Origin of the sequence: Thermosinus carboxydivorans Nor1, from assembly GCF_000169155.1 — a bacterium.
Lineage (GTDB): Bacteria > Bacillota > Negativicutes > Sporomusales > Thermosinaceae > Thermosinus > Thermosinus carboxydivorans.
In genome coordinates this window covers 1-20,679 of record NZ_AAWL01000015.1, presented here as the reverse complement: position 1 = coordinate 20,679, position 20,679 = coordinate 1, and the positions used below count along the sequence as shown (strand labels likewise).

26 protein-coding genes and 1 other annotated feature are annotated in these 20,679 nt (G+C 48.0%); all 26 genes read right to left on the bottom strand.

Going from position 1 to position 20,679, the window contains the following annotated elements; all coding sequences use genetic code 11:
* Positions 1–5: 5 nt before the first annotated feature.
* Positions 6–311 carry a L7Ae/L30e/S12e/Gadd45 family ribosomal protein gene (locus TCARDRAFT_RS10245; protein WP_040683321.1) on the bottom strand — a complete coding sequence of 102 codons (306 nt, stop codon included), beginning with the start codon at positions 309–311 and terminating at the stop codon, positions 6–8.
* Positions 304–573: an RNase P modulator RnpM gene (rnpM, locus tag TCARDRAFT_RS10240; RefSeq protein ID WP_007289918.1), complete on the bottom strand. Its 270-nt coding sequence runs from the start codon at positions 571–573 to the stop codon at positions 304–306. Before rnpM ends, TCARDRAFT_RS10245 begins: the two co-directional genes overlap by 8 nt.
* Before the next feature lie 15 nt (positions 574–588).
* A complete protein-coding gene (gene nusA, locus TCARDRAFT_RS10235; protein WP_040683320.1) occupies positions 589–1,632 on the bottom strand; it encodes a transcription termination factor NusA in 1,044 nt (347 codons plus the stop codon).
* Between the two features lie 32 nt (positions 1,633–1,664).
* The gene (locus tag TCARDRAFT_RS10230; RefSeq protein ID WP_007289916.1) at positions 1,665–2,123 is read right to left on the bottom strand and encodes a ribosome maturation factor RimP; all 459 of its coding nucleotides are present in this window, start codon (positions 2,121–2,123) and stop codon (positions 1,665–1,667) included.
* A gap of 248 nt (positions 2,124–2,371) precedes the next feature.
* Positions 2,372–2,539 (bottom strand): DUF362 domain-containing protein, encoded by a 168-nt coding sequence (locus TCARDRAFT_RS15040; protein WP_071934027.1) that lies wholly within the window; start codon positions 2,537–2,539, stop codon positions 2,372–2,374.
* A 131-nt stretch (positions 2,540–2,670) separates the two neighbouring features.
* Positions 2,671–3,348, bottom strand: coding sequence for a TVP38/TMEM64 family protein (locus TCARDRAFT_RS10225; RefSeq protein WP_007289915.1), 678 nt, complete (start codon positions 3,346–3,348; stop codon positions 2,671–2,673).
* Positions 3,349–3,496: 148 nt separating this feature from the next.
* Complete coding sequence (locus TCARDRAFT_RS10220; protein WP_007289914.1) at positions 3,497–4,180, bottom strand: TraR/DksA C4-type zinc finger protein; 684 nt, start codon at positions 4,178–4,180, stop codon at positions 3,497–3,499.
* A 12-nt stretch (positions 4,181–4,192) separates the two neighbouring features.
* A complete protein-coding gene (locus tag TCARDRAFT_RS10215) occupies positions 4,193–4,720 on the bottom strand; it encodes a nitroreductase family protein (protein ID WP_007289913.1) in 528 nt (175 codons plus the stop codon).
* 40 nt (positions 4,721–4,760) lie between these two features.
* Positions 4,761–5,060: a DUF5665 domain-containing protein gene (locus tag TCARDRAFT_RS10210; protein WP_007289912.1), complete on the bottom strand. Its 300-nt coding sequence runs from the start codon at positions 5,058–5,060 to the stop codon at positions 4,761–4,763.
* 77 nt (positions 5,061–5,137) lie between these two features.
* Positions 5,138–7,939: an isoleucine--tRNA ligase gene (gene ileS / locus TCARDRAFT_RS10205; RefSeq protein ID WP_269635012.1), complete on the bottom strand. Its 2,802-nt coding sequence runs from the start codon at positions 7,937–7,939 to the stop codon at positions 5,138–5,140.
* A gap of 27 nt (positions 7,940–7,966) precedes the next feature.
* Positions 7,967–8,187 (bottom strand) — a binding site (T-box leader).
* 80 nt (positions 8,188–8,267) lie between these two features.
* Entirely contained in the window at positions 8,268–8,570 is a 303-nt protein-coding gene (locus TCARDRAFT_RS10200; protein ID WP_007289910.1) for a DUF167 domain-containing protein, read from the bottom strand.
* A 2-nt stretch (positions 8,571–8,572) separates the two neighbouring features.
* Positions 8,573–9,025 carry a DivIVA domain-containing protein gene (locus tag TCARDRAFT_RS10195; protein ID WP_007289909.1) on the bottom strand — a complete coding sequence of 151 codons (453 nt, stop codon included), beginning with the start codon at positions 9,023–9,025 and terminating at the stop codon, positions 8,573–8,575.
* Between the two features lie 19 nt (positions 9,026–9,044).
* Positions 9,045–9,833 carry a YlmH family RNA-binding protein gene (locus tag TCARDRAFT_RS10190; protein WP_007289908.1) on the bottom strand — a complete coding sequence of 263 codons (789 nt, stop codon included), beginning with the start codon at positions 9,831–9,833 and terminating at the stop codon, positions 9,045–9,047.
* Positions 9,823–10,644, bottom strand: a complete 822-nt coding sequence (proC, locus tag TCARDRAFT_RS10185; protein WP_007289907.1) for a pyrroline-5-carboxylate reductase — start codon at positions 10,642–10,644, stop codon at positions 9,823–9,825. Before proC ends, TCARDRAFT_RS10190 begins: the two co-directional genes overlap by 11 nt.
* Before the next feature lie 24 nt (positions 10,645–10,668).
* Positions 10,669–11,097, bottom strand: a complete 429-nt coding sequence (locus TCARDRAFT_RS10180) for a cell division protein SepF (RefSeq protein WP_007289906.1) — start codon at positions 11,095–11,097, stop codon at positions 10,669–10,671.
* The gene (locus TCARDRAFT_RS10175; protein ID WP_007289905.1) at positions 11,094–11,816 is read right to left on the bottom strand and encodes a YggS family pyridoxal phosphate-dependent enzyme; all 723 of its coding nucleotides are present in this window, start codon (positions 11,814–11,816) and stop codon (positions 11,094–11,096) included. Before TCARDRAFT_RS10175 ends, TCARDRAFT_RS10180 begins: the two co-directional genes overlap by 4 nt.
* Before the next feature lie 132 nt (positions 11,817–11,948).
* Positions 11,949–12,764, bottom strand: coding sequence for a peptidoglycan editing factor PgeF (gene pgeF, locus TCARDRAFT_RS10170; RefSeq protein WP_007289904.1), 816 nt, complete (start codon positions 12,762–12,764; stop codon positions 11,949–11,951).
* Entirely contained in the window at positions 12,761–14,515 is a 1,755-nt protein-coding gene (locus TCARDRAFT_RS10165) for a TIGR03960 family B12-binding radical SAM protein (protein WP_007289903.1), read from the bottom strand. Before TCARDRAFT_RS10165 ends, pgeF begins: the two co-directional genes overlap by 4 nt.
* 68 nt (positions 14,516–14,583) lie before the next feature.
* On the bottom strand, positions 14,584–14,784 hold the full coding sequence (locus TCARDRAFT_RS10160; RefSeq protein ID WP_040683319.1) for a hypothetical protein: 201 nt from the start codon (positions 14,782–14,784) through the stop codon (positions 14,584–14,586).
* Between the two features lie 72 nt (positions 14,785–14,856).
* Positions 14,857–15,381, bottom strand: coding sequence for an anaerobic ribonucleoside-triphosphate reductase activating protein (nrdG, locus tag TCARDRAFT_RS10155; protein WP_007289902.1), 525 nt, complete (start codon positions 15,379–15,381; stop codon positions 14,857–14,859).
* An 11-nt stretch (positions 15,382–15,392) separates the two neighbouring features.
* Entirely contained in the window at positions 15,393–17,408 is a 2,016-nt protein-coding gene (nrdD, locus tag TCARDRAFT_RS10150) for an anaerobic ribonucleoside-triphosphate reductase (protein ID WP_007289901.1), read from the bottom strand.
* A gap of 14 nt (positions 17,409–17,422) precedes the next feature.
* On the bottom strand, positions 17,423–17,902 hold the full coding sequence (gene nrdR, locus TCARDRAFT_RS10145) for a transcriptional regulator NrdR (RefSeq protein WP_007289900.1): 480 nt from the start codon (positions 17,900–17,902) through the stop codon (positions 17,423–17,425).
* Between the two features lie 226 nt (positions 17,903–18,128).
* On the bottom strand, positions 18,129–18,392 hold the full coding sequence (locus TCARDRAFT_RS10140) for a YlmC/YmxH family sporulation protein (RefSeq protein WP_007289899.1): 264 nt from the start codon (positions 18,390–18,392) through the stop codon (positions 18,129–18,131).
* Between the two features lie 58 nt (positions 18,393–18,450).
* Positions 18,451–19,056 (bottom strand): stage II sporulation protein R, encoded by a 606-nt coding sequence (gene spoIIR / locus TCARDRAFT_RS10135; RefSeq protein ID WP_007289898.1) that lies wholly within the window; start codon positions 19,054–19,056, stop codon positions 18,451–18,453.
* 18 nt (positions 19,057–19,074) lie between these two features.
* Complete coding sequence (gene sigG / locus TCARDRAFT_RS10130; protein ID WP_007289897.1) at positions 19,075–19,848, bottom strand: RNA polymerase sporulation sigma factor SigG; 774 nt, start codon at positions 19,846–19,848, stop codon at positions 19,075–19,077.
* A 124-nt stretch (positions 19,849–19,972) separates the two neighbouring features.
* The coding region (gene sigE, locus TCARDRAFT_RS10125) for an RNA polymerase sporulation sigma factor SigE (protein ID WP_007289896.1) at positions 19,973–20,679 on the bottom strand (707 nt) is incomplete at its 5' end.

Genomic DNA, 20,679 nt, shown 5'->3' with positions numbered 1-20,679 from the left:
AAATATTAGTCCGACAATAACTCAAGCAGAGCCTTGCTGAAGCCATCATCAGTCACAGCCACGGCAGCACGCACACTTTTGCCAAGTGCGAAACCAAGTTTTTCCTTTGACAATTTAACCGAAAGCGGCACCTGATAATAGGTTGCCATGTCCCGGTACTTTTTTTTTGTTCCATGCGACGCATCTTCCGCCACAAGTAGAAGTTTAACCTGACGGGACCGGACTGCCTTTTCCACAGCAAATTCTCCGGATACAACCTTTTTGGCTCTTTGCGCTAAACCTAATAGTGAAATAATTTTTTGTTCATTCATGGCGATCAAAGCGTGCTCGTAATTCTTCGTAAATAGGCGGTTCGATCGAGTGTTTCAATGCCCGTTCCAGCCGTTTTTCTTTAAAAGCTTTGGTAAAGCATTGCTCATTATTGCAAAGATAGGCGCCCCGACCTGCCTTTTTCCCGGTAGTATCAATGAGAACCTCACCGGTTGGCGTGCGAACCACCCGGATTAGTTCCTTTTTGTTTTTCATCTCTTGGCAGCCAACACAAACACGTTGTGGAACTTTTTTTTGTTTCATTTGTTTCCTCCGCTATCACGTGGTCGACTGGACTTGCGACTCACTCTTAATATCAATTTTCCAGCCAGTTAATTTAGCGGCCAGCCGGGCATTTTGACCTTCTTTGCCAATTGCCAAGGATAATTGATAATCCGGGACTACTACCTTAGAAACTTTTTCTGTTTCATTTACTTCCACTGAAATAACTTTAGCCGGGCTCAGGGCGTTGGCAATAAATTTAGCCGGGTCGCTGCTCCATTTTACAATATCAATTTTTTCGCCCCTCAGCTCGTTTACAATAGTCTGAACCCTCATGCCCTTATGCCCAACACAAGCACCTACAGCATCCACGTTTTCATCACGGGAATGAACAGCGATTTTAGAACGCATACCCGGTTCGCGGGCTACTGACTTAAGTTCAACAACACCATCGTGGATTTCGGGTACTTCCAGCTCAAACAACCGCTTCAACAACCCGGGATGGGTGCGGGAAACCAAAATCTGCGGCCCTTTTGTCGTTTTCTTTACTTCTATTATGTACGTTTTTAGCCGATCCCCGTGCTTGTACACTTCTCCGGGAATTTGCTCCGAAGGCGTCAAAATAGCCTCGGCCTTGCCCAAATCAATATAGACATTTTTCTGTTCAATACGCTGGACAATGCCTGTTACGATATCGCTTTCTCGGTTAGAAAATTCCTCGTAAATAATGCCGCGCTCCGCTTCCCGAATCCGCTGTACAACCACCTGTTTAGCCGTCTGGGCGGCTATTCGGCCGAAATCTTTGGGTGTTACCTCAATTTCCACAACATCATCCAGTTCATACCGTACATCAATGGCCCTCGCCTCTTCCAGCGACATCTCAAGCCTGGGGTCCTTGACAACTTCTACCACTGTCTTACGGGCATAAACATGAATTTCGCCTGTTGTGCGATCAAGAGAAACCCGCACGTTTTGTGCCGAGCCGAAGTTCCGTTTATAAGCCGAAATAAGGGCTGCCTCGATAGCGTCAAACAAAATTTCTGGCGCAATTCCTTTTTCTTTTCCTAGCTGTTCAAAAGCTTGCATGAATTCCGCATTCACCATATCTCCCCCTATTCAATTTTCTTCCTGGACTAAAATTCAAGGTACAGTTTTACCTGAGCTGTTTTGTCCCGCGGCACACTAAGAGCTGTACCGTTCACATCCAAGTGAATATCCGTTTCCGATATGCCCGTTAGAGTCCCTACTACTAGTTTACTGCCGTTTAATGGTGCAAAAGTATGAACCTCCACTTTTTCGCCAATATGCCGGATGAAGTCGCGGTCTTTTTTCAATGGTCGGTCGAGACCGGGCGACGAAACTTCTAGATAATAACTTTCTTTAATTGGATCCAACTCGTCCAGTTTAACTTCTAACTGTTCACTAACCCATTGACAGTCCTCAACCTCGATACCGCCGGGTTTGTCCAGAAAGACGCGCAAATACCAGTTTCTCTCCTTCACATATTCCACATCAACCAATTCCATATTTGTATCAGTGATAATATCTTGAACAAGCCGTTCCACCAGTTTTTCCACCTGTTGCCTGGACATTGAAATATTACCTCCGTAATTGTCATTACTGTTAGTGTTGCCTAACAGTACAAGCCTTTATACCCTTTATTTGGCAGAGCTGAGTTTGCGGAGTAAGATGAAAGAGTGGGCAATACACCCACTCTTTAGACAGAATTTAACATACTAGAGTTATTATACCACGGTCAGTTACTTTTTACAACATACAACCCAAAATTACCCATAAAAATAAAAATGCCCAGGATGCTGCTTCCTGGACATTTTTATTTTTACTCCCCGGGGCTGATAGCTCCTACCGGACAAACTGCTGCGCAAGAACCGCAATCAATACATTTTTCACCAATAACGTATTGCGTGTCGCCTTCCGAGATGGCGCCAACCGGGCAAACAGATGCGCAAGCACCGCATTTAATACATTCACTGCTGATTTTATACATTGCCTTTTCACCTCCCATATATTGCTAACCTAATTATAACATATACGCGGGGTAACTACAGTGACGAAAATCACTTCGAACAGTTAATATTAATATTACAGCTTTGCCATATTCTTATGCCTTAAATACTGCTATTCTTTGTCTGTAAAAAAATATCTTTCAATTTGCTCACGGTAGTAATAAATGATCACCCCAACCAAAATGAGAAGAGAAGTAACGGCAACTGTTGCGCGAAGACTACGCGTTAAATTCTGTCCGAGAATTGAATAAAGCACAATAGCAGGGATCTGACCAATACCGGTGGCAACAATAAAATGCCACAGCGATATTGCCGTAAGTCCTGTGCCGTAACTAACAACTTTAAACGGAACAACCGGTGTCAGACGGGTAATAAAAACCGCAAGTACACCATGCTTCTTGAAAAAAGTATCCATAAGGTCAAGATATTGGGGTTTAACAAACCGCTCCACCACAGGACGCCCATACCAGCGGGCAATGCCGAAGTCCAAAGTGGCGCCTAATAAAGCGCCAATCCAAGAATATAAAGCGCCATATTGCCACCCGAAAATCCAGGCGTTAGTGATCGTAATCGCCAGACCGGGAACTAGCGGCAGCATGGACTGGATAGTCATCAACGCAATTGTTGTAAGCGGCGCCCACATGCCATAAGAAAGGATAAACTGTCGCAATCCCTCAAAATCCCGACAGCGCAGGTAGAATATTCCGGCATCAATGAACTCTTGCAACCCAGGCATATAGTAGTAGGCGACAATAGCCGATCCTAATACGCCAATTTTAATTAAAGGCATCTTTGTGAATCCCGAATCAGCGATGTCAATCACCTCCCTACTACAGCAATCCTTTGCCTGCTAAACAAACCCTATAAATGACCACTGATACATTATACGTAAATTTGCCAAAATCCTGCCTGGCAAAATAATAAAAAAACCGAGCGTGTCAGCGCTGCTCGGCTGGGTCTTCCTGGTCTTTCTGCCCTTTTGGGGCAATAGGTTTGGTATGATAAAATTCATACGGTATGGCATCCGTCCGTTCTACAATACCGTGATGTTCATTACAATTGGGAAACAGAGCTTTATAATCGTAAGACCCAGGGATATCTTGCGGCGAATCAGAACTGCCGTACCGCAGGACAGCCTGAAGAGCATCTTCGCCATCAAACCCAACAAAATTAAATTTCGCCATATCCAGGAAAGTACGATGAAAAGGAGGCTGGAGCACATCCTCTTCCAGTGGCCGGGGAGAAGCAACATCTTTGTCCCCGTATTTTTTTTCGCAAACAATGCACCTTGCTGCATAAGGAATGGCTTGAAGCCGCTCAATGCCAATTTCGCGCCCGCAGTTATCGCATATGCCGTAATTTCCTGCCGCAACCTTCTCTAAAGCATGTTCGACCTGCTCTAAGAGGAGATGGGCATTGTCACGGAGCGCTAAATCCTTACTGCGCTCGAATAATTCGTCACCGATATCGGCCGGATGATTATCATAAACCGATAATTCACCGATAGAATCGGACATGGTATCGCCGATTCCGCTCTCTTCCAACCGGGAAATCTGGCTGAGCAAACGCGCTTTTTCCTTTTCCAGCCACTGCACCAAGGGTTTTCGATCCTTCTGATCCAAGCCAACCCCTCCCTAGTCAATAATCTTTGCTACTTCTGCCACCCTTAATCGTTCTTTTATGCCAGGCGTCTGCTCAATGCTATATCCCAAACAAATAATGGCCACTGCTCTCAGTCTTGGCGGCGCTTCCACAATCTGCTGCACTTTCACTTCATCGAACGCCCCTACCCAACACGCACCTAACCCGAGGGCGTTAGCGGCTAACAGCATATTTTGCGCCGCGGCAGCTGTATCTTGCAAGCAGTAGAGTTGTGCTCCCCGTTCGCCATAGCGTTCGCTTGAACGGGCAGGATCGGCCAAAATAACAACAACTACCGGTGCTTCGGCCACATACCGCTGTTCAAAACAGGCTTGCGCCAATTGCTGCTTTGCCTTGCTATTTTTTACAGCAAAAAAGTACCATGGTTGAAGGTTGCCGGCACTGGGGGCCCAACAAGCCGCTTCAAGAATCCGGGTGAGAGTAGGCTCCGGAATGGGGTCGGGTTTAAAACTGCGTACACTGCGGCTCTCTCGCATACAGTCAAAAACATCTTTGGTCACAATGCTTACCTCCTCGCTGATCTTGCTGTGGAAATTTTATTTAAAATTTGCCATTTTTCATTTCAACTATACGGACAACTTCCGCGACAAAATTGCCAATTCCAGGGATATTGAGCAAAATCAGCCGCCGTAATAATTCAAGCATCATAGCAAAAATAATTGTTGCGCCGATAGCAATCCCCAGGCCACGGGCAATGCCGGCCACAAAATTGAGAAAAATTAGTCTTGCCGGTTTCTGGAGTAATTCAATATAGTCAGCGATCCGCAATGCCTCCAGGTGACGTACCAGTTTCTCCAGCTGCAGTTGCATGAATTCCGCGTCATTTGTTTTTCTTTCCATCGACCGTCGTCCTCCACAAAGACTAGTATCCCCCCGGCAACAAAAAAAAACCGGGCCAAGCCCGGTACACGATTACTTTATTTTGGGAGCTGCCGCATAACATCGGCGCAGCGCTGACATAAGGTCGCGTATTCGGCATCTTGCCCCACGGTTTCACTGTAAATCCAGCAGCGTTCGCATTTATCGCCCTGCGCGGGAGCAACCACGATAGCAAGTTCCATATCTGCCGAACGGAATGCTTCAGGTGGCGCGTTTTCCACTCCCGCAATCAGATTTACGCGAGAAACAATCAAGACAGCTGCCAAATCGACTACTTCTTTAAGGGTTGCTAACTCTTTGCCGCCAGCGTAAATATCTACTGCCGCATCAAGGGAATGGCCGATAACCTTGCTCCGGCGGGCATTCTCCAAGGCCTTGGTAATTTCGCTTCTGATCTCAAGAATTCTATCCCATTTGGCTTCAAGCCTGGCGTCAAGATAATCCGGCCGGGCAGCTGGCCATTCTGCCAAGTGAACGCTTTCCGGCATTCCTGCTCGTTTAGGCATGTATTGCCATACTTCCTCTGCGGTAAACGTTAGGATAGGCGCTAGCATCACGACCAGTGTCTGCAAAATTTCATACATCGCCGTTTGAGCAGCACGCCGCTCAATCGCATGAGGAACGGCTGTGTACAGGCGGTCTTTGAGAATGTCAAGATAAATAGCACTTAAATCGACAGCACAAAAATTATGAACTGTGTGATACAACAGGTGAAATTCATATTCGTCATAGGCTTTGGTAACTCGTTCCCGTACTCTCTCCAGCCGTAGCAGTGCCCAGCGATCAAGCTCTGTCAACTGATCATACCCCACACAGTCCCTATCGGGGTCAAAATCTGCTAAATTGCCGATAAGATAACGGAAAGTATTGCGGATTTTACGGTAGACTTCCGCCATCTGCTTTAAGATATCATTGGAAATTCGAATGTCGGCCTTGTAATCAGCAGAAGCAACCCAGAGGCGCAGAATATCGGCGCCGTACTGTTTAATAACCTCCTGGGGATAAATGACGTTACCAATAGACTTGGACATTTTTCGGCCTTCGCCATCAACGACAAAGCCATGCGTCAAAACCGTCTTGTAGGGGGCTCGGCCCCGACTGGCCACTGCTGTGAGCAGTGACGACTGGAACCAGCCCCGGTGCTGGTCACTGCCTTCAAGATACATATCAGCCGGCCAGTGGAGTTCGGGCCGCTCCTCAAGGACTGCGGCATGACTGGAACCACTGTCAAACCAAACATCCATAATATCTGTTTCCTTGCGGAAGGTACCATGACCGCAGTGTGGGCAGGCAAAGCCTTGCGGCAGAATTTCCGCCGCCGATTTAGCCCACCATGCGTCAGAGCCCTCCCGGCGGAACAGTTCAGCAACAACGCTGATAGTGGTGTCATTAACAATATGTTCATTGCACTGGTTGCAGTAAAAGATTGGGATAGGAACACCCCATACGCGCTGGCGGGAAATACACCAGTCCTGACGGTCAGCGACCATATTATGGATGCGTTCTTCGCCCCAAGACGGAACCCACTCTACTTCTTTTATTGCTTCAAGCGCCATTTGCCGAAAACCCTCGACCGAAGCAAACCACTGCTCGGTCGCTCGGTAAATAATTGGATTTTTGCAGCGCCAGCAATGGGCATACTGGTGACGGATTGTTCCTTTTCCCAAAAGCATATTACGCTCTGCAAGTTCTTTTATGATAGGTACGTTGGCATCATGAACCAGCATTCCCGCAAACTTGCCGCCTTCAGCCGTAAAGCGGCCGCTATGGTCGACAGGGTTAATAACCGGTAAATTGTATTTCATGCCAATCTCGAAGTCTTCCTGACCATGACCAGGAGCAGTGTGAACACATCCAGTACCTTGTTCAAGCGTGACATGATCACCAAGCACGACAACAGATTCACGGTCTAAAAACGGATGGCCAAACACCATGCCTTCCAGCGCTTCACCTTTTACGGTCGCCAATATCGTATAGTCGCCAAGACCGTTGGCCTTTACGACCGCGTCGATGAGCCCTGATGCAAGCAGGTAAATCTCGTTATTTACCTGTACCCATGCATATTCGAATTCAGGGTTTACGGCAATAGCCACGTTTGCCGGGATTGTCCAGGGCGTGGTAGTCCAGATGACGGCATAGACGCCTTCATGCTTAATTCCGACCGGCAAGCTTCCTTTATCGTCGATGAGCGGAAATTTGACGTAAATGGCATGTGACTTTTTCTCCGCGTATTCAATTTCCGCTTCGGCCAACGCCGTTTCACAGGACGTACACCAATATACCGATTTTAACCCTTTATAGATATACCCTTTTTTGGCCATCTCGCCAAAAACTTCAATCTGTTTGGCCTCATATTCGGGAGTAAGCGTAATATAAGGATTATCCCAGTCGCCGCTGACACCAAGGCGTTTAAAATCTTCCCGCTGCATATCCAGACATTTGAGAGCATATTCTTTGCACTGCCGGCGCAAGTCCAACGGGTTGAGTTCGTGGCGGTTTAGACCTAATATTTTAATCGCCGCGTGCTCAATTGGCAAACCATGCGTATCCCACCCGGGAACATAGGGAGCGTCATAGCCCCGCAGCGATTTATACTTGACAATTATGTCCTTGAGAATTTTGTTAAGAGCCGTGCCAATATGGATGTTCCCGTTAGCATAAGGTGGCCCGTCATGAAGCACAAACTTAGGTTTTCCTTTAGCTTTACTGATTTTCTTTTCATAAATCCTGTTTTTTGTCCAGTATTCCAAAAATTGTGGTTCCCGTTCTGGCAAATTCGCGCGCATGGGAAAGTCCGTTTGCGGCAAATTCAGTGTTTTACTGTAGTCCAACAATAACACCTCCGAAAAAATTAAACCTCCCATCCCGCAAGGGACGAGAGGTCGAATTCCCGTGGTACCACCCTAATGACCACCCGATTGGGCAGCCGCTCACTGACGAAATAACGCTCGTCACACGGCGGAGCCTACAGTATGGTTCGGTCCGCAGCTCAGGAGTGATTTTCACTAAAAGAGCGTTCACCGGGCTCACACCCTCCCCGGCTCGCTGGGAACGGTCTTAAAGTTACTCTCTCCATCATTGCCGTAACAGTAATGTTGATAGCAATATTATGATAGCAATATTATACAGACAACTCGACAAAGAGTCAAATTGTACAAAAGTCGCCATTTACAGCATGTCTAATACCGTCTTAAACTGCTCCATGTCAATGCCCATAATCTTGATCACCTTGCTGCGACTCTTTTGCCCGCTAACTAAAACAATTCTGGTCTTGGCAACGCCAAACAAGGCGGCAAAAAAAGCCAAACAGGCTTGATTGGCTTCCCCTTCCACCGGCGGTGAAGCAACGCAAACTTTCAAACTGTCGCCGGCAAGGCCTATCACGGCATTACGGCTGGCTCGCGGCTGTACCTTTATTTTGAAAGATATGCCGTCCGGCGCAACTTTAAAGTCCAAACCCTGCCAGTCCAATCCTATCCTTCATCCTCTTCGCTCGATTTTAATAGTTCCATTTGCGCCTGCAGCAAACTATTCATACGAGTCCGGTAAACTTGAATCTGTTTTTTCAGTTCCTCATACTCACTGTTTAACCGCCGTACCTTGGCCATTGCCTCTTCTACCAGTTTTTGCGCCCTAATCTCGGCTTCCTTCTTCATCAGCTCTGTTTCCTTCTTGGCGTTGAGCTTGACTTCTTCCGCCGTCTCCTGGGCAATTACCAGAGTATTGTGCAGGGTGTTTTCCATGTGCTGATAATGCTCAAGTTTGCTGTTAACCCGTTCCAGCGTCTCTTTGAGCTCAATATTTTCGCGGTACAGTTTTTCGTAATCCTTTATGACACGGTCAAGAAACTCGTCCACTTCTTCTTCGTTGTAACCGCGAAAACTCCGTTTGAACTCCTTGTTATGTATGTCCAAGGGAGTTAGCATGTTGACACCTCCACACAATTTACAAAAATCGTTTTAGAAAAATACTAATGCGGCCTTTCTTTGTTTGTCCCAATATCTCGCAAATCTCTACCCGGCCCCGGCCGCGCATTGAAATAATGTCCCCCGGTTTTACGGCCTGAGCGGCGTTCTTGGCTTCCTGCCAATTCACTTTTACCTTATCAGCCGCTATCTCTGCAGCCATCTTCGTTCGCGACAGGCCAAAACCCGCCGCGGCAACAACGTCTAAACGCAAGGAAGGCACGGTTGCCCGAATCTCTTTGACTTTCTCGATACGCGGCGCAATATCGCTCAGCGGTATAATCTTAACTGCCACAGGCGCGGCACCGACTTTCGTTAAATTGGTTTCAATAAAACCGGCCATTGCCGTATCAACAACAACCTGTGCGCCACTACCGGTCATAATTATGTCGCCCACTACATCACGGTCGATCCCTAGGCCCATAAGAGCGCCGAGCATATCACGATGGGAAAGCTCATAATACCGGGCATCCCAGGCAATACCCACCGCGGCAATAGCAAAATCAATAGAACCTAAAAAATCTTCATGAACAAAAACGGCTTTTACCCGTTCGGCTCCCTCATAGCCGCCGCTGCTCTCAAGCCGAAGCGGCGCAAAGTGGGCAGCTATCGTTTCGGCAACACTAAATCCAAAAGGATCCAAAAAATGACTGGCTCGGTATTTACGGGTACGCAGCACCGTTTCGGCATAATCAAGCAAACGGGCAGCAAGTTCCCCCTCGCCACTTGCCCGGTAATAACGGAGAATTTTTTCCCGTTCACTTGTCATGAATTTGCCCCATTTCACGGGAACGCTCAGTCGCCGCGACAACGGCGTCGATAACCGCCCCCCGCATGCCTTTTTGCTCCAAAACATGGAGTCCGGCAATCGTCGTCCCTGCCGGTGAGGTCACCGCATCGCGCAACTTTGCAGGATGCTCACCCGTTTCGACGACCATTTTGGCTGCACCAAGTATTGTTTGGGCCGCCAAAAGCAACGCTGTCTGCCGGGAAAGACCAACGCGCACACCGGCATCAGCCAATGCTTCAATGAATAAAAATGTATAAGCGGGACCGCTCCCGGACAGGCCTGTCACCGCATCCATCGCCTTTTCATCCACGGCTACTGTTTTACCCACTGCGCCAAAAATGAGCGAAGCCAGTTCCCCGTGTTCCGGCCTGGCGTTTTGGCCGAGAGCAAACGCTGATACGCCTGCGCCCACCGCCACAGGGGTGTTTGGCATAACACGAATGATTGGCGTCTTACCTAGTTTTGCCTGAAGCCGGTCAAGGGTAATCCCTGCCGCTACCGAAATTACGACTTTGGCCGGTGTCATAACAGGGGCGATCGTCACTAATACATCGTCAATCACTTGCGGTTTGACGGTCAAAAAAACGATATCGGCTTGTCCCGCCGCATCACACCCGTTAACTGTAGTAATAACATTATAGGTGCGCTTTATATATTCGAGGCGGGATTGCGCCACATCGCACACCATTATTTGTTGCGGCTCTACCAGCTTGGCTGTCAATAAGCCTTTCAGCAGCGCTTCAGCAATGGCGCCGCCACCGATAAAAGCCAGCTGTTTCTGGTGTAACATAGAACCTCCTTCTAATATTGACGGTTACTTGTTCCAGGGAAGAAAAGCTTTATCGGCCCCTTCCTCGCGCGGAGTATAGCTAACGTCTACATTATTTGGGGCGCACAGGAAAATGTTGTGACCGATTTTTTGAATCACGCCGCCTAAAGCGTAAGTAGTGCCGCTGATGAAATCAACCATACGCTTAGCCACTTCTTTGTCCGTATTTTCAAAGTTGACCACTACCGGTTTACGGTTTTTAAGGTGGTCGGCAACGTGCTGCGCGTCATCAAAGGTAAACGGTTCTACGACCATGACCTTAATCTGCTTTTGCTGGGTCGTCGTTGGCAAACTGACTAAATTGCCGCCTTTTTTGCTTTTTGTTGCCGGCTCCTCCTGTCTAGGCCGCTCTTCTTCCATTTCTACCGGTTCGAACAGTCCTAGGCTCCCCCAGACTTTCTCCATGAATTTCATGTTTGTGTACCTCCCCCTCGATATTGGCGCGGTCCGAAAATTCCTGTTCCAATTCGTACTAAGTTCGCGCCTTCTTCTACGGCTACCGTATAATCGTTGGTCATCCCCATTGACAACCATTTGATATCGCTGCCCGGCAAATTTAGCGCCTTGAGTTCACAATAAATTTGATAGAGTTCCCGAAAGACGGGACGAGTCATCTCTGCATCATCAAAGAATGGAGCGATAGTCATAAGTCCGCAAAGACGGACATGTTCGAGGCCGGCAACAAGCCGCGCCAGGACAATTGCTTCACGCGGCGAAACACCAAATTTCGTTTCCTCGCCGGCTACATTAACCTGCAGCAGGATGTTCTGCCGTTTACCGATTTTTGCCGCCGCCCGGTCAATCTCCCGCGCCAGTCGCTCGCTGTCTACGGAATGAATTAAGTCAAATAAAGATACTGCCTGCCGTACTTTATTCGTCTGCAGGTGCCCGATGAGATGCCACTCAACGGTTCTGTCAAGACTTTTATGTTTAGTCATCGCTTCCTGGACGCGGTTTTCGCCTACTATGGTAACGCCATGGTCAATAGCTTCCCGCATGGCGGCAATATCCTGATTTTTCGTTACAGCTATAATTGTGACGGGCTGTAATTGCTCGGCGATATGCGTGCTACGGCGCGCTAAAGCGCTGCGGATATTTTGCGCAATAGTTTCCAGGTTACCGGCAATAGACATGGTAAACCCCTCCACATTCCATTATTCGCCCATAAACAAAATTTTCCTCTTGTAGTGTATCCTTAACATAAAAAATTATTGAAAAGGCGAAAGAAATAGCAGCCGTTTTGTCTAATCCGGCTGCGTTTATGCTTAGAGAGTAATCAGCGCCCCCATTCGCCCCGTTTGTCCTTTTTCGGCCCGGTGCGAATAAAAGAGAGCCGTGTTGCAGGCGGTGCAGATACCGCTAATCACGATATTTTCCGGCAAAACACCGATTTCCAGGAGTTGTACACGGTTAGCCTCCCACAGGTTTAATAGCCAGTGGTCAGCGCTGCGCGGGCTGACCAGTTTCTGCCACTCGCTAAAATTTTGTGACAACGGGTCAATTACTGTCCGATCTACTTCATAGCAGCAGGGACCAATCGACGGACCAATCCCGACAAGGCAATCGCCAGGCCGTGTTCCAAAATGGGCCTGCATCGCTAGAACAGTCTTCTGCGCAATCTTCGCCACCGTTCCCTTCCAGCCAGCATGGCTGACACCGATGGCCTTTTGTATCGGATCGGCAATTAGTACCGGTACACAATCGGCAAAAAAAAGCATTAACGGGACGCCCGGAACATTGGTTATAAGTGCATCGGTTCCCGCAATAGCAGCGGTATAGTCTGCATGACCCCTCCCCCTATCGGCGGCAGCAACGATAGTAATCCGATCACCGTGGACCTGCTGTGCGGTAACAACGTGCGCAAAAGCTACGCCAACGGCATCGCAAAATCTTTTTCGGTTGGCAACTACCCGTTCTTTTTGATCTGCCGTTTTAACCCCTAAGTTCAGTGAGTTGAACGGTGGTTCACTAACGCCGCCGAATCGAGTGGAAAAACCATGCCTGATACCGACGGCGTCAAAATGGGAAAAAACACCAAACCAAACGCCATGGGCAGCGTGACATAATACAAAATCCTTCATTTTACTCCCTCCTTCTTGGGTGATGTACAAACACCGCAGCGCATACACCCTGGCATGCATGGCGCCGTAAAGCGCTCCTCTTGCGCGTTGCTCAGCTCTTTGGCCAGATAGCCGACTTCTAAACCCATATCAAGGTTGTGCCATGGCAGCACCTCATCCAATGACCTTGCCCGGTAGAGGTAAAAGGAATCGTCCAGCCCGTGCTCTTTGAGGGCCTTCTTCCAGGCTTTAGATCCGCCCCACCGGTGGGCGGTATGCAGAACAGCCCCCAAGCGGCGGTCGCCGCGCGACAAGACGCCCTGAATATATGCTTCGCGGACGGGTTCAACCAGGATTTCAATACCTTTTTGGCCTTTAAGCGCCGCTGTGATTTGACTGAGCCTGGCTTCTACCGTTTCCACCGGCGCCATCGGCAGCCACTGGAACGGCGTAAACGGCTTCGGAATGAACGGATTTATACTAAGCGTCAGTTTTCCCTTGCTACCACGGCCTTCCATGTGTTTTTTAACATTTTGGGCCATTTCTACGATAGCATCAGCATCCTCATCCTGTTCGTATGGCAGTCCTACCATGATATACAAACGGACATGGGGAATACCCGCTCCTGTCGCCATATCAATTGCTTCGTACAAGTGTTGATCATCAATTCCTTTGTTGATAACCCGGCGCATCCGTTTACTTCCTGCCTCAGGGGCAAGCGTGATGGTTTTATGGCCGCTGGCTGCCAAGGCCCGGACAAGAGTGTCGGTCAATGAATCAGCCCGCAGTGAAGCAACTGACAACGCCATGTTTCGTGATAAAATCAATTGGCAAAGCCGGTCAATTTCGGGATAATCGGAAATGGCTGCGCCCATGAGTCCTACCTTGAGGCCATAGCGCTGGGCCTCTGCTACCGCCTCACTAATTTGGGCCAATGGCCGCATGCGCGGCCGGCGAAAACAGTAACCGGCCATGCAAAACCGGCAGTGACGGCCGCAGCCGCGCCCCACTTCTACCAAAAACATCCCTTTAAACTCCGTTTCCGGCGTCACGATCACCGTCTGTGCCTTATAACGGGTTAAATCCTTTACCCAGCGACGTCTAACCCGGCCAGGTACATCCGCTGTCCGCCGATACTCACGGATAACGCCATTAACATCATAAACGGGTTGATAAAAGCGCGGCACATATATACCCTCAATTTGGGCAAAGCGGCGCAAAATTTCTTCCCTGGCTAGCCCCTGTTGTTTGCTAAGGTAATAGGCATCCAATAGCTCGTGAATAACTTCCTCGCCTTCGCCAACAATGGCGGCATCGATAAAGTCGGCCAAAGGTTCAGGATTAAAAGTGGCACAAGGCCCGCCAATAACAACCAGTGGGTCTTTCTCCGACCTCTCGCCGGCCAAAAGCGGTACTTTTCCCAACGCCAATATATCAAGAATATGAAAATAATCCATCTCAAAAGTTATAGCGATGCCGATTAGGGGGAACTCGTACAGGGGGCGTTGGGTTTCCAGCGTCAAAAGCGGTGTGTTGGTACGAATATATTCTTCCGCTGTTCTCTTGTCAGGCAGAAAGAGACGCTCGCAGGCAGTATCGCCCCGTTGATTTATTTGCTCATAAATAATGTGAAAACCAAGGTTTGACATTCCCACCCGATATGTGTTTGGGTACACCAGGGCAAAACCGTGGCGTGAACCGGGAGCAAACACCATAGCATTTTGTTCCATAGCCAGGGTTTGCCGTAATTTTTCTTTTAAATGCCAGGACATGGTATCACTCCTGTAACACTATATATTCATAATATTTTCCCTGCTGGCATAAGAAAAACAGCCCACTGTCATTGTGAGCTGCTAAAAATTTTGTTGCGAACATCCTCTAGCTGCTCAGGCCGCAGCGTTTTACCGCGCAGCAACTCAAAGAGACAGTTCAGCACCATTGCCTGGTCGGATAGTCTCTCCTCGTAATGGCGCTGTAAAATTACGACCTGGGCCGCAAGCCCGGCAACTACCATCAACAAGATTAGTTCAATTGCCGACACTTCATCATCCCCTCTTTCATTTTTATACAGACTCTATATTTATATGCTGCTGAAAGAAGGATATGACGATTTTTAAGCCCACAACTTTTGTGCAGGGTCTTCCCACAACACCGTTTTACCCAGACGTAGGGATTTAGGCACATCTATCAGACGCTGATTGCGCGAACCGCGAAAGGCCAGATTCAAATCCCGTTCGGCAGCACGATAAGGACCGTCCACCAAAATGTCAGTAAGCCGTAATAGTTCCCGCACAGAAGGCACACGCAGGCCCATGGACAGCAGTTCTTCGAACACAAAGCCGGTATATGTTACGATGTTTAAACCCCTGGCCCGCGCCGCTCTGGCGATCTCACAAAGCGGCTTGGCCTGAATAAAGGGCTCGCCGCCGGAGAAAGTAATGCCGCGAATCAATTTAGCTTCATTTATCATTTTAATTATTTCGCCAGTAGTAGTGCTTGTCCCGCCTAAGGGGTCATGGGTTTGAGGATTGTGGCAACCTTCACACCGGTGAGGACAGCCTTGGGTAAAAATGACCATCCTTAGTCCTGGTCCGTCAACCACGCTTTCTTTCGTAATACCGGCAATCCTAAGTTCCATTTTGGCCCCCCTTATCTGCTATGAGCTACCCGCTGGCTAAGCTCAGACAATTTGGCATCATTAAACCGGTCAACCGTGCTTAAATAACCGGTAATGCGCCGCACGCGCCGGATGGCGGAAGTCCCGCAGAATGGACATTCATCGGTATTGATTACGCCAAGATAGCCGCAACCGTCGCAAAAATCCACAGGGAAATTAATCCCGGCATACCCAAAGTCGCATTCCCGCATAAAGCGAATAATATCTTCAACGGCGCTAAGGTTGTTTACCGGCGGAGCACTAAACTCAACATAACTGATATGGCCGGCATTTGTATACTTGTGGTAAACGCCTTCAAGACGGATTTTATCATAAGCGCTAATGGAAAAATTCACCGGAATATGGAAAGAGTTTGTATAATATTCTTTATCTGTTACCCCGGGAATAAGGCCATATTCCCGCCGGTCCATCTTAATAAAGCGTCCTGACAATCCCTCCGCCGGCGTAGCCAGAAGCGTATAGTTAAGGTTGTAGCGCTCGGCAGCCTTGTCCACTTTATTGCGCATAAAGGCCACAATTTCTTCGCCCAACGCCTGGGCCTCCTCGCTCTGCCCATGGTGGTAACCTGTCAGCGCCACCAGCGTTTCCGCAAGGCCAATAAAACCAACGGACAATGTGCCGTGTTTGATAGCCTCCTCAATCGTATCGCCGGGCGACAGCTTATCCGAGTCAAGATACAGACCCTGCCCCATCAGAAACGGCATATCCTTTACTTTTAATTTCGCCTGCACTTGATAGCGGTGATAAAGCTGTTCGCACGCCAAGTCCAGCATTTCCGATAAATTTTGATAAAACTTCATTAAATTGCGTTCGGCTTTAATTGCCAATCGGGGGAGATTAATGGTCGTGAAGCTTAAATTGCCGCGTCCTTCGGTTACTTCCGGTCCGCGCCGGTTTGCCATTACTCTGGTACGGCATCCCATATATCCTACTTGATCGCCATAAGGCTTGTTAAATGAAGAATCCATAAAACTGAAAGTAGGATTAAGCCGTTGCGCCGCAACCCGGATGGCCAGTCGGAATAAATCATAGTTTGGATCGCCGGGGTTTAAATTGACCCCCTCTTTGACCCGGAAGATAATATTGGGGAAGATGGGGTTTTCACCGCGGCCCAAACCTTTTTCGTAAGCCAACAGCAAATTTTTTATCACCATTCGCCCTGCCGGCGTAGTGTCAGTACCTATGTTAATGCTGGAAAAAGGAACTTGTGCTCCTGCTCGCGAATGCATGCTGTTTAGGTTGTAAATCAAGGCCTCCATAGCCTGATAAACTTCGTCTTCACTGCTGTTGGCCATAAAAGGAGCCATATCACGGTCAAAAAAAGCGAACGACTGTCCGCCGTGCATGTCATTTTGCGAGCTTTGCAGGATAATAGCCGCCAACGCAGTAGCGGAAGACGGCCGTTTTGGGGGCCGAATATAGCCGTGTCCGTTATTAAAACCATTAGCTAACAGCCGGCCGAGCGGAATTTGGATGCAAGTAAGCGTCTTGCCGTAAAAATCCAAATCATGAATATGGTAATCGCCGCGAATGTGCGCTTGCGCCAGATGTTCGGGAATAAGCCGGTTGAGATAGTAGGCTTTACTGGCGGCGCTGGCTATCTGCAGCATTTTGGCCGAAGGCGAGTTAGAAACATTCGCATTTTCCCGGCTCGTCTCCACTAAAATCTCGGCTACAGCATCCATCAATTCGGATTTGGCTTCCCGCATGCGGGTTCGCTTGTCCCGATACAAGATATAAGCTTTAGCCGTTTTAGCATGGCCTTTTTCAATAAGGACCTTCTCGACCGCGTCCTGGACGTCCTCGACACCGAAGATGCTGCCATTATACCGCTGTTTTAAATACCGCAAAACCTCAATCGTCAGTTCCATGGCCAACTGCTTGTCCACGCCGCCCACGGCCTTAGCGGCCTTAAATATGGCCTCGGTGATTTTCGTCTCGTCAAAGGGCACTTCTCGCCCGTCACGCTTTTTAATTTTATTAAACATCAAAATCCCTCGCTTTATTCAGATTCGCATTTTTTGCCATGACTTGCTTTCATCAGGGCTTCCAATTCCGCCATAAAGTTATTAAGATCGGTAAACTGGCGGTATACGGAGGCGAAACGGACATAGGCTACTTGATCAATTTCCCGGAGATGCTGCATTACCATTTCGCCAATTCGCTGCGTGGGTACTTCCCGTTCCGTACTACTACGAATATCCTTCTCAATTTGACTGACTAAGCCTTCTACTGTTGCAAACGGCACCGGTCGCTTCTCGCACGCCCGCAGTAAGCCGTTAATCAGCTTCGACCGGTCAAATAGTTCACGGCGGCCATCTTTTTTTATTACCATGAGCGGCAATTCTTCCACTATTTCATAGGTGGTAAACCGACGAGCACACTTAAGACACTCACGTCGGCGCCGAATAGAAGTCCCTTCTTCGGTAGCGCGGGAATCGATTACTTTGCTTTCACTATGGCCACAGTAGGGACAACGCACATCCACTCCCCCTTGTACCCCAGCCGAATCTTGTTATAATAAGGCGGAACCCTGTTATTATGAAAACAATATCTTGTAGATTCTTTTTATTAATTACGCTATATATTGTATAAATCCTCTCGAGGCGAGAAAATTTTTGGCATTTTTTTTGGCATGTTAATACAAAAAAGTGGCTGCCACTTTTCCTTGGCAGCCACTTTTTATGCTTGTTCGCTTTTTGCTAACGTTATCTATCGGCTAATTTCAGGGAAGGAACCGTACCCGTCTCTACTAAGATAACATCCATACCTATTTTATGTATCTTTTCCCACGGAATAACAATATCGTCGTTTCGTCCAAACAATCTTAAAAACTTACCTGGCCCTGGGACAACGATCGCCGTTAATCTGCCAGTTTCGATATCAATTTCTATATCCGTAATTGTCCCGAGTCTTTTGCCGTCACCAACATTAATAACCTCTTTTAACTTCAGGTCGCTTGTCTTTAGCATATCCCCGCCCCCTAGTTGCTTGTTCCCTACATTATATGAAGGACAAGGGATAAATGTGCTACTCGCAATTTTCATCCTTTCGCTGCCAAAGCTCCGCTACCTTCCAGCGGAGCTGGATCTTCTCGTTTCCTTCGGAAAGAGTTTTTACCGCGGGAACGGCCGCGGCATTTGCCATATCAATAAAACATAAAGGCGGGAATAATACGCACCACCAGTTTTGCCCCTCCGCCTTTCCGATTAATAGGCGGACAGCTTCGTATTTTCCGGCTGGCAGCACAAGGTCGCCATAGGCTTTGACCGGAAAGTCAAACCACCCAATTTGCACCTCAACGGCATCAGCGCAATTATGTTCGGTTAATACTTTTTTCGCCATTTCCCGCAAATTGTCGCGCTCGGCATTAATGATCCGGCGAGCTGCTGCCGCACTGCCCGCCTGCTCAAGTTTGGGCGCCAGATAGGCCAGTACCACGTCCCGAACTTCGCGCTTTAACTGCTGATCAGCCGGACTGTCACTATTAGCCAGGATATGAAACCGAATTAGTTCGCCACGGCTAGTCATCATCGTTCCGCTCTCGCGTCCCTGCCAAAAAAGCAGCGCCCAACCTGATACAATAAAAAACAACACCGATAAAATTACCACCTGATGAAGCAAATTTCTCCTCATCCCGTTCCTCCAGTAAAGCTAAATATATTTACGCATATGACCCAATGCAGCCTTTTCCAGACGTGATACCTGAGCCTGGGAAATGCCAATCTCATCGGCTACTTCCATTTGCGTTTTACCCTCGAAAAACCGGAGAGTAAGAATGTGCTTCTCGCGATCACTGAGCTTGCGCAGGGCTTCCTTTATGGCAACGCCCTCCAGCCAGTTCATATCCTGGTTTTTATCGTCACTGATTTGATCCATGACGAAAATCGGGTCTCCCCCGTCGTGATAGATTGGCTCAAACAAGGAAACAGGTTCCTGAATGGCGTCCAAGGCAAATATAATCTCTTCCCGTGGTATCTTTAGCTCGTCCGCGATTTCATTGATAGACGGTTCGCGCGAAAATTTACTGACAAGCGCATCCCGCACCTGCAGCGCCTTATAGGCAATATCCCGCATCGAGCGGCTGACCCGGATGGGATTATTGTCCCGCAAGTAGCGGCGTATTTCGCCAATGATCATCGGTACGGCATAGGTAGAAAACTTAACATTCTGGGAAAGGTCAAAATTATCAATCGCTTTCATTAAACCAATGCAGCCCACCTGAAACAGGTCGTCTACATACTCGCCACGATTATTGAAACGCTGTATAACGCTTAAAACTAGCCGCAGATTTCCATATATCAACTGCTCGCGAGCTTCAGGATTTCCCTGCTGCATTATTTCAAACAGTTCACGCATTTTGTTGGCGGAAAGCACCGGGAGTTTGGCTGTGTTTACACCGCAAATTTCTACTTTGTTTACGATCATATAGCACCCTCCCATAAGTTTCCACAAGTTTCATTCCTAAAAGCATTATTGCCATCGGTCGGAGCTTTTATTCATGGCAAAAAATAAAGGAAGCTGCCTCTAAACGAGACACTTCCTTTAAATCTTATTCCATGCGGCTGATTTCTTTGCGCAATCGCTTGATAATGCGTTTTTCCAGCCGGGAGATGTAAGACTGTGAGATGCCGAGCATGTCGGCTACTTCTTTCTGGGTACGCTCCATTCCGTCTCCATTAAGACCAAACCGCAGTTCCATGATACGCCGTTCACGGCCCGACAGTTTATTCATGGCCGCATAAAGCAAATTTTTATCAACTTCTTCCTCCACTGATTTATAAATAATATCGTTATCCGTCCCTAATACATCAGATAAAAGCAGTTCGTTTCCATCCCAATCAATATTTAACGGTTCATCAAAGGAAACCTCTGCCCGTGTTTTCGAATTACGCCGCAGATACATTAAGATTTCGTTTTCAATACAGCGTGAAGCATAGGTCGCTAACTTGATGCGCTTAATTGGATCGAAAGTATTAACTGCTTTAATCAGCCCAATGGTACCGATACTGACAAGGTCTTCAATTCCTACGCCGGTATTTTCAAATTTGCGCGCTATGTATACCACCAACCGCAGATTACGTTCAATAAAAATGCTCTTGACCGCTTTGTCACCCTTTTGCAAACGGGAAAGCAAAAAAACTTCCTCGTCGCTTGTCAGGGGAGGCGGTAAAATCTCGGTGCTGCCCACATAAAAGACCTCATCAGGTCTGAGCAAACCCAGTCGCTGCAATATGGCAATAAATTTCAGTTTGACCA

Coding starts and splice junctions, on each gene's coding strand:
- TCARDRAFT_RS10230 (WP_007289916.1), bottom strand. CDS start 2,123: ATGTCCAGGCAACAGGTGGAAAAACTGGTGGAACGGCTTGTTCAAGAT.
- TCARDRAFT_RS10140 (WP_007289899.1), bottom strand. CDS start 18,392: ATGCTAAAGACAAGCGACCTGAAGTTAAAAGAGGTTATTAATGTTGGT.
- TCARDRAFT_RS10245 (WP_040683321.1), bottom strand. CDS start 311: ATGAATGAACAAAAAATTATTTCACTATTAGGTTTAGCGCAAAGAGCC.
- TCARDRAFT_RS10190 (WP_007289908.1), bottom strand. CDS start 9,833: ATGACAAGTGAACGGGAAAAAATTCTCCGTTATTACCGGGCAAGTGGC.
- spoIIR (WP_007289898.1), bottom strand. CDS start 19,056: ATGAGGAGAAATTTGCTTCATCAGGTGGTAATTTTATCGGTGTTGTTT.
- pgeF (WP_007289904.1), bottom strand. CDS start 12,764: ATGAAGGATTTTGTATTATGTCACGCTGCCCATGGCGTTTGGTTTGGT.
- TCARDRAFT_RS15040 (WP_071934027.1), bottom strand. CDS start 2,539: ATGTATAAAATCAGCAGTGAATGTATTAAATGCGGTGCTTGCGCATCT.
- TCARDRAFT_RS10195 (WP_007289909.1), bottom strand. CDS start 9,025: ATGCTAACTCCCTTGGACATACATAACAAGGAGTTCAAACGGAGTTTT.
- TCARDRAFT_RS10180 (WP_007289906.1), bottom strand. CDS start 11,097: ATGAAATTCATGGAGAAAGTCTGGGGGAGCCTAGGACTGTTCGAACCG.
- nrdD (WP_007289901.1), bottom strand. CDS start 17,408: ATGTTTAATAAAATTAAAAAGCGTGACGGGCGAGAAGTGCCCTTTGAC.
- TCARDRAFT_RS10210 (WP_007289912.1), bottom strand. CDS start 5,060: ATGGAAAGAAAAACAAATGACGCGGAATTCATGCAACTGCAGCTGGAG.
- sigG (WP_007289897.1), bottom strand. CDS start 19,848: ATGATCGTAAACAAAGTAGAAATTTGCGGTGTAAACACAGCCAAACTC.
- nrdG (WP_007289902.1), bottom strand. CDS start 15,381: ATGGAACTTAGGATTGCCGGTATTACGAAAGAAAGCGTGGTTGACGGA.
- proC (WP_007289907.1), bottom strand. CDS start 10,644: ATGTTACACCAGAAACAGCTGGCTTTTATCGGTGGCGGCGCCATTGCT.
- rnpM (WP_007289918.1), bottom strand. CDS start 573: ATGAAACAAAAAAAAGTTCCACAACGTGTTTGTGTTGGCTGCCAAGAG.
- TCARDRAFT_RS10225 (WP_007289915.1), bottom strand. CDS start 3,348: ATGCCTTTAATTAAAATTGGCGTATTAGGATCGGCTATTGTCGCCTAC.
- TCARDRAFT_RS10175 (WP_007289905.1), bottom strand. CDS start 11,816: ATGTCTATTGCCGGTAACCTGGAAACTATTGCGCAAAATATCCGCAGC.
- TCARDRAFT_RS10165 (WP_007289903.1), bottom strand. CDS start 14,515: ATGTCCTGGCATTTAAAAGAAAAATTACGGCAAACCCTGGCTATGGAA.